Source organism: Pedobacter sp. UYEF25, assembly GCF_054061655.1.
Window position 1 is genome coordinate 56120 of record NZ_JBSSEL010000018.1, and the last position, 13753, is coordinate 69872.

Annotated in this window: 11 protein-coding genes; 9 read left to right on the forward strand and 2 right to left on the reverse strand. The window is 38.4% G+C overall.

Features of this window, described 5'->3' with window-relative positions:
* Positions 1 to 39: 39 nt before the first annotated feature.
* From ACVWYG_RS15490 to ACVWYG_RS15515, 6 genes are all read left to right on the forward strand, one after another.
* Positions 40 to 405 (forward strand): four helix bundle protein, encoded by a 366-nt coding sequence (locus tag ACVWYG_RS15490; RefSeq protein WP_457271299.1) that lies wholly within the window; start codon positions 40 to 42, stop codon positions 403 to 405.
* Between the two features lie 67 nt (positions 406 to 472).
* A complete protein-coding gene (locus tag ACVWYG_RS15495) occupies positions 473 to 1648 on the forward strand; it encodes an acetyl-CoA C-acyltransferase (protein WP_457271301.1) in 1176 nt (391 codons plus the stop codon).
* Positions 1649 to 1738: 90 nt separating this feature from the next.
* Complete coding sequence (locus tag ACVWYG_RS15500; RefSeq protein ID WP_457271302.1) at positions 1739 to 2089, forward strand: four helix bundle protein; 351 nt, start codon at positions 1739 to 1741, stop codon at positions 2087 to 2089.
* A gap of 171 nt (positions 2090 to 2260) precedes the next feature.
* Positions 2261 to 4042 (forward strand): acyl-CoA dehydrogenase family protein, encoded by a 1782-nt coding sequence (locus tag ACVWYG_RS15505; protein ID WP_457271304.1) that lies wholly within the window; start codon positions 2261 to 2263, stop codon positions 4040 to 4042.
* Between the two features lie 154 nt (positions 4043 to 4196).
* The gene (locus ACVWYG_RS15510) at positions 4197 to 4676 is read left to right on the forward strand and encodes an FKBP-type peptidyl-prolyl cis-trans isomerase (RefSeq protein ID WP_457271305.1); all 480 of its coding nucleotides are present in this window, start codon (positions 4197 to 4199) and stop codon (positions 4674 to 4676) included.
* Between the two features lie 4 nt (positions 4677 to 4680).
* Positions 4681 to 5544: an FKBP-type peptidyl-prolyl cis-trans isomerase gene (locus ACVWYG_RS15515; RefSeq protein ID WP_457271307.1), complete on the forward strand. Its 864-nt coding sequence runs from the start codon at positions 4681 to 4683 to the stop codon at positions 5542 to 5544.
* Positions 5545 to 5562: 18 nt separating this feature from the next.
* Here ACVWYG_RS15515 and ACVWYG_RS15520 read toward each other — a convergent pair whose 3' ends face one another.
* Both ACVWYG_RS15520 and ACVWYG_RS15525 read right to left on the reverse strand, forming a co-directional pair.
* A complete protein-coding gene (locus ACVWYG_RS15520) occupies positions 5563 to 6885 on the reverse strand; it encodes a cryptochrome/photolyase family protein (RefSeq protein ID WP_457271309.1) in 1323 nt (440 codons plus the stop codon).
* Between the two features lie 17 nt (positions 6886 to 6902).
* On the reverse strand, positions 6903 to 7817 hold the full coding sequence (locus tag ACVWYG_RS15525; protein WP_457271311.1) for a TIGR01777 family oxidoreductase: 915 nt from the start codon (positions 7815 to 7817) through the stop codon (positions 6903 to 6905).
* A gap of 348 nt (positions 7818 to 8165) precedes the next feature.
* On the opposite strand from ACVWYG_RS15525, the gene ACVWYG_RS15530 reads away from it, so the two are divergent.
* The 3 genes from ACVWYG_RS15530 (at position 8166) to odhB (ending at position 13727) form a co-directional block, all read left to right on the forward strand.
* Positions 8166 to 9440, forward strand: a complete 1275-nt coding sequence (locus ACVWYG_RS15530) for a DASH family cryptochrome (RefSeq protein WP_457271312.1) — start codon at positions 8166 to 8168, stop codon at positions 9438 to 9440.
* A gap of 176 nt (positions 9441 to 9616) precedes the next feature.
* A complete protein-coding gene (locus tag ACVWYG_RS15535) occupies positions 9617 to 12412 on the forward strand; it encodes a 2-oxoglutarate dehydrogenase E1 component (RefSeq protein ID WP_457271313.1) in 2796 nt (931 codons plus the stop codon).
* Between the two features lie 52 nt (positions 12413 to 12464).
* Positions 12465 to 13727, forward strand: a complete 1263-nt coding sequence (gene odhB / locus ACVWYG_RS15540) for a 2-oxoglutarate dehydrogenase complex dihydrolipoyllysine-residue succinyltransferase (RefSeq protein ID WP_457271315.1) — start codon at positions 12465 to 12467, stop codon at positions 13725 to 13727.
* The last annotated feature ends 26 nt before the right edge of the window (positions 13728 to 13753 follow it).

Below are 13753 nucleotides of genomic sequence, written 5' to 3' on the forward strand. Positions count from 1 at the left end.
ATGAGATATGAGACATGCAGCTACTAATTTGCCCTACACATGAACAAATTAAAAGATATAAAAATTTGGAATAAGGCTATGGATTTGACAGTTGAGGTTTACGATGTAACTTCAACATTCCCAAAAGATGAACGTTTTGGGTTGATAAGTCAAATTAGAAGAGCCGCTGTTTCAATTCCCTCGAATATTGCTGAGGGTGCGGGTCGAAATTCTCTAAAGGAATTCAATAACTTTTTAGGAATAGCAAATGGGTCTTGCTTTGAATTACAAACTCAATTACTAATAGCGAATAAATTATTAATGTTAAATTCTAAAGATTTGGAATCTCTGCTAACTCAAATTGATGAATTACAGAAAATGACTTATGGCTTTCAGAAAATGTTACAGCAAAAAATAGAAAAATAAATTCACGATTTGAGTTGCAGTTTTGAGGGTTCTCAAATCTAATGTCTCAAATCTCAAATCTCCAAAAATGGAAGCATACATAATAGCAGGATATAGAACAGCAGTTGGAAAAGCGCCTCGAGGTGTATTTCGTTTTACACGAGCCGATGATTTGGCTGCAGAAGTAATCGATGCGTTGGTAAAATCTGTACCTAACTTAGACAAAGAGCAAATCGATGATGTAATTGTCGGGAACGCTACTCCAGAGGCTGAGCAAGGCTTAAATATTGGCAGGATGATTTCACTGATGGGATTGAATACCGATAAAGTGCCGGGCGTTACCGTAAATAGATATTGTGCTTCTGGACTAGAAACCATCGCGACTGCTGTTGCAAAAATTAAAGCAGGCATGGCGGATTGTATTATTGCAGGTGGCGTAGAAGTTATGAGTGGTATGCCTTTCGGCGGATGGAAACTGGTTCCGAATGCAGAAGTTGCAAAGAACAATCCCGAATGGTATTGGGGAATGGGATTAACGGCAGAAGCTGTAGCAAATGAATATAAAGTAAGTAGAGAAGACCAAGATGAATTTGCATTCAAATCACATCAAAAAGCTTTGCATGCGATAGAAAATGGTCATTTAAAAGATGGCGTTTTACCAATTACGGTAGAAGAAAATTACTTAGATGAAAATCTCAAAAAGAAAACACGTTCTTATGTAGTCGATACAGATGAAGGACCTAGAGCAGATACCTCAATAGAGAAATTGGCAAAGCTCAGACCTGTGTTTGATGCTATGGGAACGGTTACTGCAGGAAATTCATCTCAAACATCAGATGGTGCAGCTTTTGTGCTGGTAGTTTCTGAAAAGAAAATGAAAGAACTAAATGCAGAACCTATCGCAAGGTTAGTGAGCTATAGCGTTGCCGGCGTTCCGCCACGGGTTATGGGCATCGGTCCAATCGAAGCCATTCCGAAAGCGCTAAAGCAAGCAGGGCTAAAACAATCCGACATGGATTTAATTGAGCTTAACGAAGCTTTCGCATCTCAATCTTTAGCCGTAATCAGAACATTAGACTTAAATCCAGATTTAATAAATGTAAATGGTGGTGCGATTGCACTTGGCCACCCACTTGGTTGTACCGGTGCAAAATTAACGGTACAAATATTAAACGAATTGAAAAGACAAGATAAAAAATACGGTATGGTAACCATGTGCGTTGGAACCGGACAAGGAGCAGCGGGGGTTTTTGAGGTGTTTTAAGGGAGTATCGAGACATGAGTATCAAGTATCAAGTATCAAGATATAAGTATGGTGTATTAAGATGAATGTCTAAAAGTTAATATTAGAGGAATGCATAATTTTAAAGAGTTGAAAGTCTGGCAAAAAGCTATTGATTTGACTGTTGAAATCTATAAAGCAATGGCAATATTGCCAGCTGATGAAAGATTTAGTTTGATATCTCAAATGAAAAGATGTGCCGTGTCCATTTCATCGAATTTAGCAGAGGGTTCAGGAAGAGGAAGTGCGCCTCAATTCAAGCACTTTTTAACTATTAGCCAGGGGTCTGCTTTTGAATTAGAAACACAACTCATCATTTCAAACCGGTTAAAATTGTTAAACGACGAATTGACATTAAGCCTTATTGATAGAGTTACAGAAATACAGAAGATGATATATTCTTTAGAGAGGAAATTAATGTAATAAGAATCAAGATATGAGAATCAAGTATCAAGATATGGTAAATTGTCTTGATTCTTGCTACTTGATACTTGATACTTCTTCACTAAATACTTTTTAAGACAAACAATTGGCGAGATGCAAGTTTTGAGCCCTGTCTTGATTCTTGATACTCGCTACTAAATACTACAAAAAATGAACGAAAAAATTAAAGGCGGCGAATTCTTAATCAAAGAAACTAAATATCAGGATGTATTTATTCCTGAAGAGTTTGATGAAGAACAAAAGATGATTGCCAAAACAGTAAACGACTTTCTGGCGGCAGAAGTGAACAATAAGCTGGATGAAATCGATTCTCAAAAAGACACCACGTTAATGCCAAATCTATTGGAGAAAGCAGGCGAATTAGGCATTTTAGGCGTGTCTGTACCCGAAGAATATGGAGGGTTTGGTAAAAATTTCAATACCTCTATGTTGGTTACAGAAGAAGCAGGCAAAGGTCATTCCTTCGCTGTGGCACTTTCTGCTCATACAGGTATCGGTACGTTACCCATTTTATATTATGGAAATGCCGAACAGAAACAGAAATACATCCCAAAACTAGCCTCTGGCGAATGGAAAGCTGCTTACTGCTTAACTGAACCAAACTCAGGTTCGGATGCGAATGCGGCAAAAACAAAAGCGGTGCTAAGCGAAGACGGAAAAACTTACCACATCAACGGTCAGAAAATGTGGATTACAAACGCTGGCTTCGCCGACATATTTATCGTTTTTGCAAAAATTGATGACGATAAAAATTTGAGTGCCTTTATTGTTGAGAAAGATTTTGGTGGGATCACCATGAATCCGGAGGAACATAAAATGGGCATCAAAGGGAGCTCTACGCGTCAGGTATTTTTTAATGATTGTCCGGTTCCTATTGAAAACTTACTTAGCGAAAGACAGAATGGTTTTAAGATTGCCGTGAACATATTGAACATAGGCCGAATCAAACTATCTGCCGCAGCAATTGGCGCTTCGAAAGCTACGTTGAATAAAGCCATCCAATATTCTACCGAGCGTGTTCAATTTGAACGACCAATTTCAAAATATGGCGCAATTAGATTTAAAATTGCTGAAATGGCATCTAAAATCTATGCCGTGGATTCTGCAAATTATCGCGCCGGGCAGAACATAGATGATACTTATGATAATTTGGTTGCCGATGGAATGGATTCTGCTAAAGCTAGATTAAAATCTGTTGAAGCATTTGCCGTTGAATGTGCCATCCTAAAAGTTTGGGGTTCCGAAGCATTGGATTATGTAGTTGATGAAGGCGTGCAAATTTATGGAGGAATGGGTTTTTCTGCAGATGCGCCAATGGATAGAGCTTATCGTGACGCAAGAATCAATCGGATTTTTGAAGGAACAAATGAAATAAACCGATTGCTTACCGTAGATATGATGCTGAAACGCGCCATGAAAGGGGAGTTAGATTTGATGACTCCAGCAACTGCCGTAGCCGGAGAATTAATGAGCATTCCAGATTTTGGCGAAGAAGATACAACCCCATTTGCAGCTGAGATGAAAATTATTGCCAATCTAAAAAAAGCAACTCTTATGGTTGCGGGCGCTGCTGTGCAAAAGTTGATGATGACGTTAAGTAAAGAACAAGAAATTTTAATGAACATTGCAGATATGGCAAGTTACGTTTATGTGGCTGAATCCGCTTTGTTGAGAACTCAAAAACTAACTTCTATCCGTGGAGAAGATGCTTCAAACATTCATTTTAATTTGTTAAAAATCTATTTAGTTGAGGCGGTAGATGCTGTTGCCAAGGCCGGAAAAGAGGCATTATGGGCTTTCGCAGAGGGTGATGAACAACGTATGATGTTGGTTGGCTTAAGACGTTTTACTAAAATGGAACCTTTTAATGTTAAAGAAGCCCGACAGAAAGTTGCAATTAAAATGATTGCGGAAAATAGATATCCATTTTAGACAAAAAGTACCCTTTTTGATCGGCTATTGTCCTCAATAAAAATGGTGCACTGAAAATAAATTGTTAAACGCAACTTTGAGTAATTAATCTGAATCATTGTTAAAATTGGTTAAAAATTGTACGATCAGCAATAAAAATGTAATTTTGCCAATTATGTTTAAAGCAAAATATTTTATTGTACTTTTTTTAGTTGCTGGCTTTTTTACAGCTTGTAAAAAATCTGCAACAACCGACAACTACGATCCGAACCCACAGTTTCAGACAGATACCTTAGCAATTAGGAAATTTATTGCTGATAGCATCCCGGCGATAAAAGATGTATCTGGCGTTTTTTATCAGGTTATTACTGCCGGATCAGGAAATGTAAGTTTTAACAGCAATACCATTGTGACTGTAGCATATACAGGAAGGTTACTTAATGGAAATGTTTTTGATAAAACAACCGGCACACCTGTGGATTTACCTTTAGGAAACCTTATTGGAGGCTGGCAAATCGGATTGCCAAAAATCCAGAAAGGCGGCAAAATCAGATTAATTATCCCTTCTTATTATGGTTACGGAACGGTGCCAAAACAAGGTATTCCGGCAAACTCACCATTAGATTTTACCATAACTCTTACAGACGTAAAGTAAATACATGAACGAATCTTTAAAATTTAATCTGTTGGCGTTATTGGCGTTGACACTCTGCATTAGTGCTTGCAAAAAAGACTATGAAGGAATTCAATCTGTTGATGATCGAGCAATTCAGACTTACATTACCAGTAACAACCTTAATTTTACCAAGGATTCAACTGGTTATTACTATAATATTATCGACCAAGGAACAGGCGAAGCGCTTCAAAACTCCGATTCCGTTTTTTATTCATACAGTTTTAAACTGTTAAACGGCACTGTCTTAAATCAAACTTCTGACTTAGCGATACCAGGCACATTTTTGGGCTATACCAACCAATTTAATATTGCCGGCGTTGCGTATAATTTTACGCCGATTAGAGAGGTGTTTTCTAAATTAAAACGCGGTGGAAAGGCAACCTTAATTATGCCCTCTAATTTTGCATTTGGAAAAAACGGTTTAAGTGCAATTAATGTGGGTTCTAACGAGAATATCTTGGTAGATTTAGGATTGTACACTCAATCCAAAAGAAGTGAAATAGATGACCTGGAACTAAATACTTTTGAAACTAAAAACAGTCTAACGCTCACCAAAGATCCCTCAGGAGCGCGTTATACCATTTTATCCCCAGGAACAGGCACTGTTGGCATTAGCTTAAATTCTACGATTGTTGCAAATTACACAGCAAGAAGTTTGGATGGTACAATTGTGGATCAAAATACTTCGGGAACATTTACAGCAGTTTTAAGCGATTTATATAAGGGTTGGCAGCTTATTTTGCCGGGCAAAGTGACCGATGGAGGAAAACTTCGCCTAGTCCTTCCATCTAGTCTTGCACAAGGCACTCCATTAGATTTTGATATAGAAATAGTAAGCGTAAAATAAAAAGCATACAAAAGCGCGCTAGCTGGCTAACGCGCTTTTGTATGCTTCTAATGCCCGTTCTCTTGCAAACTTATGCGCTATAATCGGTTGTGGATATGCTGTAGTGCCAATTTCTGGCACCCATTTTTTTATGTATGTTAAATTTGGGTCGAATTTTTGAGTTTGTAATTCCGGATTGAAAACTCTGAAATATGGTGCCGCATCATTTCCAGATCCCGAAGCCCATTGCCATCCGCCAACGTTACTTGCCATTTCATAATCCAATAATTTTTCAGCAAAATACTGCTCGCCCCAGCGCCAATCCGTCAACAAGTGTTTGGTTAAAAAACTTGCAACAATCATGCGTACTCTATTGTGCATAAAACCAGTTTCATTAAGCTGCCTCATTCCTGCGTCAACAATAGGATAGCCCGTTTTACCCTCACACCAGGCTTTAAATAATTTTTCATCATTTATCCACTGAATCTTATCGTATTTTTTCTTAAATGAATCAAATCCTGCATAGGGAAAATGCCATAAAATCATCATATAAAATTCGCGCCAAGCCAATTCTGACAACCAGACAGTCGATTTAGCTCCTAATGCATCATTTACCAACTGCCTAATGCTTACTGTTCCAAACCTCAGATGTAAACTTATATGTGTTGTTGCATCTAAAGCAGGAAAATTTCTTTTTTCTCCATAGGATGATAATTTATGCTTATAATCTATTGCAGGAAACACCACATCACTTTCCTCAAATCCCATAGCTCTTAAACTTGGCATCTTTAATGGCTTAGACGCCAATAAATTTCCAAAATACTTTTCCGTGGGATAGGGTCTTGTATAGAAATCATTCAATTTCGACTGCCACTGTTTGTAATAGGGCGTAAAAACAGTGTAAGGTGTGCGGTCAGGTTTTAAAACCTCATCCCTATCAAAAATTACCTGATCTTTAAACGACTTAAAATCCACACCCTCACTCGATAAATACTCTGCCAAACCATCGTCCCGCTCTTTTGCATAAGGCTCATAATCGCTATTGGTAAAAACGGAAGCTACTTGATAGTCTTTCAAAATCTCAGGCCAAACCTCCTCAGGAGTACCATATTTTACAAGCAAATCTGAATGGTTTTTCTGTAATTCTGCCTTAATAGCGCTAAGCGTTTGGTAAATGAATGTTATCCGCGCATCTTGCTTCTTTAACTTTTCTAAAATATTTTTATCAAATATAAAAACCACTAACGTTGGTTTTTGCGCGGTTAAAGATTTGTAAAGGGCTGCATTATCGTGCAATCTCAAATCTCTCCGCAGCCAACAAATATTTACAGTTTTTTTTTCTTCTGTCTTTTTATCAATCATAATATTCTTTCAAAGCTTTATTCATGCTGGTAAAGCGCATTTAACGCTTCTGGCAATCTTGTAAATTTAAACTTAAAACCAGCATCCAAAATCTTCTGAGCAGAGGTATTGCTGCTCATTAAAATTGCATCTGTCCGCTCGCCCATCAATAACTCAAGCGCCTTTCTAGGTACTTTCAGCGGCCAAAATGGATGATGCAGCTCATTTGCGATCAGCCTGGTCATTTCTTTGTTCGATACCGGAAAAGGAGCGGTTGCATTATAGCTTCCAGACATTGTACTATTGGTCAAACTTTCGATATACATCCCCACCATATCGTCAATGTGGATCCAAGGTGTCCATTGTTTTCCCGTTCCAAGTGCAGATCCAACAAACATTCTTATGGGTTTATCAAACGAGGGTAAAGCGCCTCCTTCCGTGCTTAACACAATGCCCGTTCTAAGTTTGACTACCCTAAGACCGAGCTTCTCTCCTTCTTCAACGGATTGCTCCCAAAGCTGACAACAATCTGCCAGAAAACCATACCCAACCGGACTTTCTTCAGTTAGAATTTCTTCTCCACAATCTCCATAAAACCCGACCGCGGACGCAGATATGAATGTTTTGACCAAGTTTGTTTCTTGCGCTTGAATAGTTTTGTATAGCAATTTTGTAGAATTAACGCGACTATCAATGATTTCTTGTTTGCGTTCTGTAGACCACTTCTCATCAACAACTGAAGCACCAGCTAAATGAATCACAACCCGAACGTTTTCAAGACATCGAGCATCAATTTGTTCATTTTCCACATCCCATAAAAATACCTCTACATTTTTTATTGTAGTATATTTTCTGGCCAAAATGGCGACATCATACTTTTTCGCTAATAATGTCTCCACTAGCTTTCTCCCTATCAATCCCGTTCCACCAGTTATCAATACTTTGTTTCCCATATCTATTCTTGCTATTGTACAAGTATTACAACGCAATTTGAAGTTTGTTTCGTTTTATGGAAAGGTAATCACAAGAATTAGATTGAAATAGAGTTTACAAAAAAAATCTTCCATTAATTTGGATTAAATTGGCAGGCGTTCATGCTGAAATCAGCTAAGTTTAAAAAAAATTACCAATAAAATTTGCTGAGGCTGAACAAGGAATTGTCACCGTGAGCTAGATTAAAAATTGAAATAATTGTATTGTTACTGCTTTGTAAAGAATCTTTTTTCACTTTGACGACCATTAAAAATAAGATAGATTTGTAACTAACCAATAATGCGCGCTCTCCTCTTTTCCAGCATTAAATGACAAAAAAAATCTTAGTTTGGTTTAGAAATGATCTTCGATTGCACGACAACGAAGTACTTGTTGAGGCGATTTCAAAATCAGATTTAATATTACCGGTGTATATTTTCGACCCTAGGTCTTTTGGCGAAACAGAATTTGGTACCCAAAAAACTGGGACCGTAAGGGCTGAATTCCTTTTAGAAAGTGTTTTGGCATTGAGAAATGCACTTAAGAAGATTGGAGCCAACTTGCTCATCAAAACAGGAAAACCTGAAGAGCTCATTCCCAGCATAGTTGCATCGTATGAAATAGCAGAAGTTTACCACCATCGCGAGGTAGCGAAGGAAGAAACTGCAATTTCTGGGTTGTTGGAAAACGAATTATGGAAACAAAAAACCAACCTTAGGCATTTTATTGGCCATACTTTATACAATAAAGAAGATCTCCCGTTTCCAATTAAAGACATACCTGACACATTTAACCAATTTAGAAAACGAGTAGAAAGAGATTCTATTATAAAGCCTTGTTTTATTGCACCCGATCGGATAAATGTTGTGGACGTTGTGGATTGGGGTGAATTGCCCGACTTAAAATATTTTAGTCTAGAAAAACAGCAACACGATAAACGGGCAAATTTTAAATTTTCAGGAGGAGAGTCATCAGGACTAGATTTGCTCCAAAAAACTGTTTCAAACATAAAACAAGCTGCACAGAGTAAAACCTTGGTTATGGAATCAATGCTGTCTGCGTGGCTTGCTATGGGATGTCTTTCTCCACGTAAGGTTTACTGGGAAATAAAAAATTCAGAAAACCTGCCGAATGCAAAGTCAATGTTCAACCACATTTTATTGGGACTGCTTTGGCGCGATTATTTCCGTTTTATGTTTAAAAAACATGGTTACAAATTTTATGAGCCAGATGGTTTTGGAAACCAACTGCCCGTAGATACCGAACACGAAACAGAAAATTTTAACAATTGGAAAAATGGACAAACCGGATTTGCGGTTGTTGATGCAGTGATGACCGAATTGAACACTACCGGTTATATTTCTAATCTGGCAAGACAAACAGCAGCACATTTTTTAATTAATAACCTAGAGGTTTCCTGGGTTTATGGCGCGGCATATTTTGAAGAAAAGCTGATAGATTACAGCTCTTCCAGCAATTGGGGAAATTGGGCAAGTTTGGCAGGTGTTGGAAATGATCAAAAAAGTAAAGCAGAGTTTAATTTTGACAGGAATATCAAGAACTTAGATCCAAAGGGAAATTATGCCCTAATTTGGTCCTCTTAGCTAAGATTTGAAAATTAATTTACTTTTAATTCTTCAGAAGTAATATTCTTGCATCGTTTTTGCTTAACTAAAGGCAATTCAATTAAATTTTTACCCCCATTATTTAAATTAGCGTTTTTTGCCGATAATAGAGGGCAAAACCCTAATTTTGTACTGCTTACAGAAAAACGTTAAAAATGGATAACTTATCTTATCTCAACGGTGCAAACGCCGAATACATTGACTCAATATATCAATCCTACCTTCAAAATCCCGACTCAGTTGAGTTTGGTTGGCAAAAGTTCTTCGAAGGTTTCGATTTTGGAAGAACATCTGGAACTCAGAAAATAACGCAAGAAGTTCCTGGAAAATTTTTAAAAGAAGTTTGTGTTTTAAATCTAATTGAGGGTTACCGCAGTCGTGGACATCTTTTTACGCATACAAATCCTGTGAGGGAGCGAAGAAAACATCTGCCAACATTAGAGTTGAGTAACTTTGGCTTGTCTGAGGATGATTTGGAAACGGTTTTTGATGCAGGCGTAGAAATTGGCATCGGCACAGCTAAACTAAAAGACATACTTGATGTACTAAAACAAACTTATGCAAATAATATTGGCGCAGAGTATAAGTTTTTACGTACACCGGAGGTATTAAATTGGCTTCAGGGAAGAATGGAGAGCACCCGAAACAAAGGAAGCTTTTCCGTAGATGAAAAGAAACATATTCTTAGCAAACTTAACGAAGCTGTGAGCTTCGAAAATTTCTTGGGCACTAAATTTTTAGGTCAAAAAAGATTTTCTTTAGAAGGTGCTGAGTCTTTAATACCAGCCTTAGATGCCGTTATAGAGCGCGGCGCCGAGTTAGGAATAGAAGAGTTTGTAATCGGTATGGCGCATAGAGGACGCTTAAATGTTCTCGCAAACATTATGCAAAAAACCTACAAAGATATTTTTGCAGAGTTTGAAGGTAAAAGCTACAATCCAGAAACACCTTATGGCGGTGACGTGAAATACCACCTTGGTTATTCGACCGACGTTACCACGGATAGTGGCAAAAATGTTCATTTGAGCTTATGCCCAAATCCATCACATCTAGAAACCGTAAACGGTGTAGTAGAGGGACTTTGTAGGTCTAAGATAGATTTTAAATACGGCGGAGACAACAGCAGAATTGCTCCGATTCTCATCCATGGAGATGCATCAATTGCCGGACAAGGCATTGTATATGAAGTCATTCAAATGGCGGGCTTGGAAGGGTACAAAACAGGAGGAACCATCCATTTGGTGATTAACAATCAGATTGGTTTTACCACAAATTACAAAGATGGCAGAACCAGTACTTACTGCACAGACATTGCAAAGGTAACGTTATCTCCTGTTTTTCATGTAAATGGAGACGATGTTGAGGCGCTAATATATGCCATTAGATTGGCAATGGAATATAGGCAAAAATATGAGAACGACGTATTTATAGACATTTTATGTTACAGACGTTTTGGGCATAATGAGGCCGATGAGCCGAAATTTACGCAACCACTTTTATACAAAACAATAGAAAAGCATCCAAATCCGAGAGAAATTTACATAGAGCAGCTTACGCAAGAAGGCGTTTTAGAAGCAGGATGGGCTACTGAAATGGAAAAAGATTTTCGAAGTGTATTGCAAAAGCGGCTTGAAGAAGCAAAAGATTTTGTAACCAGCAATGAAGAAGTTAAATTTGGCGGTGCTTGGGCAGATTTACGAATGGCAACCCCGCAAGATTTCGAAAAATCGCCGATAACTGCTGTAAAAGAATCTACGCTTTTAGAAATCGGAAAAAGAATCACTACGTTACCGAGTAATAAAACCTTCTTTAAGAAAATAGAAAAGTTGTTTTCCGAACGCAGCAAAATGGTTAATGAGACACGGGTTTTTGACTGGGCTATGGGCGAACAGTTGGCTTACGGCACATTGCTGTCTGAAGGAAAGCGTGTGAGATTGAGCGGTCAAGATGTAGAACGTGGAACTTTTTCACATCGCCATGCGGTATTAACTTTAGAAAATAGCGAGGCAGAATATGTGCCACTCGCTAATATATCGGATCAACAGGCACAGTTTGACATTTACAATTCGCACCTGTCTGAATATGGGGTACTTGGTTTTGAATATGGCTATGCCATGGCGAACCCGAATGCGTTAACCATTTGGGAAGCACAGTTTGGTGACTTCTTTAATGGGGCACAGATTGTAATAGATCAATATGTTGCAAGTGCAGAAACTAAGTGGCAAAGAGAAAACGGATTGGTTATGCTTTTACCTCATGGTTATGAAGGTCAGGGACCAGAGCATTCGTCTGCTCGGGTAGAGCGATTTTTAGAACTTTGTGCAGATTACAATATGCAAGTGACCAACTGCACCACGCCAGCTAACTTTTTTCACGCATTACGTCGCCAGTTTAAGCGCGATTTCAGAAAACCGCTTGTTGTTTTTACACCAAAAAGTTTGCTAAGAAATGCAAAATGCATTTCTCCACTATCGGATTTTACGAACGGTGGGTTTATGGAAGTGATCGATGATGAAAATGCAAACGTATCTCAGGTCAAACGGATTTTGTTCTGCAGCGGAAAAATTTACTATGAGCTGTTGGAGAAAAAAGAAAGCGATCAGTTAAAACACGTAGCAATTGTTCGCGTAGAGCAACTTTATCCAACGCCTGTAACTCAAATGGAAGGCATAAAGAAGAAATATAAAAATGCGACGGAAATTTTTTGGGTACAGGAAGAACCAGAAAACATGGGCGCATGGCCATATTTTTTCAGACATCTGTACAAAACAGGTTTAAAGGGAATCGATATTATCTCTAGGAAAGAAAGTAGCAGTACTGCTACCGGATTTGCAAAACAACATGCCACTCAGCAAGCCTATATAATAGCTACTGCATTGGCCGTGCCTAACACTAAGGCCGTAAAAGAAATCGCCAAAAAAGCCACAAAAACGCTAATCTCTGTTGATTAGTTAATATATATCTAAAAATTAAAAAAACTAGCGCACCGCATAGAAATACATTATGAGTTTAGAAATAAAAGTTCCGCCAGTTGGAGAGTCAATAACCGAAGTTATATTATCGCAATGGTTAAAAAAAGATGGTGATGCAGTAGAAATGGACGAAGTTATTGCCGAACTAGAATCGGATAAAGCAACGTTTGAACTACCTGCCGAAGCCGCTGGAATTTTAAGAATTATTGCTGCGGAAGGAGATACACTTTCTATTGGCGCAACTGTTTGCACCATTGAGCAAGGCGCTGCTGGAGCTGAGAAGGCAGAAAATACGGCCGTTATTGGCGACAAAAAAGATGCAGATGTAGTCGTAGAAAAATCTAAGGTCGAAACTTCAGAAACATCTGATGGTCAAAAAGATTCTTACGCAAAAGGCACTCCTTCGCCTGCTGCAGCAAAAATACTTTCAGAAAAGGGAATTGCCACAGCAAATGTGACCGGAACTGGTGTAGATGGAAGAATCACCAAAGAAGATGCTCTAAAAACAGATAGTGGAAAGATTTCTTCTGCAGAAGTTAAAAAAACAGACGTGACTTTGCAGCCGCCGGCTCCAATAGGAGGCAACAATGGCATTAGAAATGAGCGTAGAGAAAAAATGTCGCCATTGCGCAAAACGGTGGCAAAACGCCTTGTTGCAGTAAAGAGTGAAACGGCCATGTTGACTACTTTTAACGAAGTAAACATGAAGCCGATTATGGATCTACGTGCAAAATATAAGGAACAGTTTAAAGAAAAATATAAGGTTGGTTTGGGCTTTATGAGCTTTTTTACAAAGGCGGTTACTGAGGCGTTAAAGGATTTTCCATCGGTAAATGCACGCATAGATGGCGACCAAATTGTGTACAACGATTTTGCCGACATTTCTATCGCAGTTTCTGCACCAAAAGGATTGGTAGTTCCCGTAATTAGGAATGCAGAAAGTAAGTCTCTTGCGGAGATAGAAAAATCTGTTATGGAACTTGCATTAAAGGCTCGCGATAATAAATTAACCATTGAAGAAATGACCGGTGGAACTTTTACCATTACAAACGGTGGCGTTTTCGGTTCTATGATGTCGACTCCTATCATCAACTCGCCACAGTCGGCTATTTTGGGCATGCACAATATCATTGAACGCCCGATTGCGGAAAAGGGTGAAGTATTGATTAGGCCAATGATGTATTTAGCACTTTCTTATGATCACAGGATTATCGATGGAAGAGAATCTGTAGGTTTTTTAGTTCGCGTAAAGCAATTGCTAGAAGATCCTGCGCGTTTACTTTTGGGTATATAAATTAGGATAAAGGAGCGAGGAACAAG

What these genes read in the sequence shown, in the direction of transcription:
- ACVWYG_RS15490 (WP_457271299.1), top strand. Translation starts at nt 40, where the DNA reads ATGAACAAATTAAAAGATATAAAAATTTGGAATAAGGCTATGGATTTG.
- ACVWYG_RS15495 (WP_457271301.1), top strand. Translation starts at nt 473, where the DNA reads ATGGAAGCATACATAATAGCAGGATATAGAACAGCAGTTGGAAAAGCG.
- ACVWYG_RS15500 (WP_457271302.1), top strand. Translation starts at nt 1,739, where the DNA reads ATGCATAATTTTAAAGAGTTGAAAGTCTGGCAAAAAGCTATTGATTTG.
- ACVWYG_RS15505 (WP_457271304.1), top strand. Translation starts at nt 2,261, where the DNA reads ATGAACGAAAAAATTAAAGGCGGCGAATTCTTAATCAAAGAAACTAAA.
- ACVWYG_RS15510 (WP_457271305.1), top strand. Translation starts at nt 4,197, where the DNA reads ATGTTTAAAGCAAAATATTTTATTGTACTTTTTTTAGTTGCTGGCTTT.
- ACVWYG_RS15515 (WP_457271307.1), top strand. Translation starts at nt 4,681, where the DNA reads ATGAACGAATCTTTAAAATTTAATCTGTTGGCGTTATTGGCGTTGACA.
- ACVWYG_RS15520 (WP_457271309.1), bottom strand. Translation starts at nt 6,885, where the DNA reads ATGATTGATAAAAAGACAGAAGAAAAAAAAACTGTAAATATTTGTTGG.
- ACVWYG_RS15525 (WP_457271311.1), bottom strand. Translation starts at nt 7,817, where the DNA reads ATGGGAAACAAAGTATTGATAACTGGTGGAACGGGATTGATAGGGAGA.
- ACVWYG_RS15530 (WP_457271312.1), top strand. Translation starts at nt 8,166, where the DNA reads ATGACAAAAAAAATCTTAGTTTGGTTTAGAAATGATCTTCGATTGCAC.
- ACVWYG_RS15535 (WP_457271313.1), top strand. Translation starts at nt 9,617, where the DNA reads ATGGATAACTTATCTTATCTCAACGGTGCAAACGCCGAATACATTGAC.
- odhB (WP_457271315.1), top strand. Translation starts at nt 12,465, where the DNA reads ATGAGTTTAGAAATAAAAGTTCCGCCAGTTGGAGAGTCAATAACCGAA.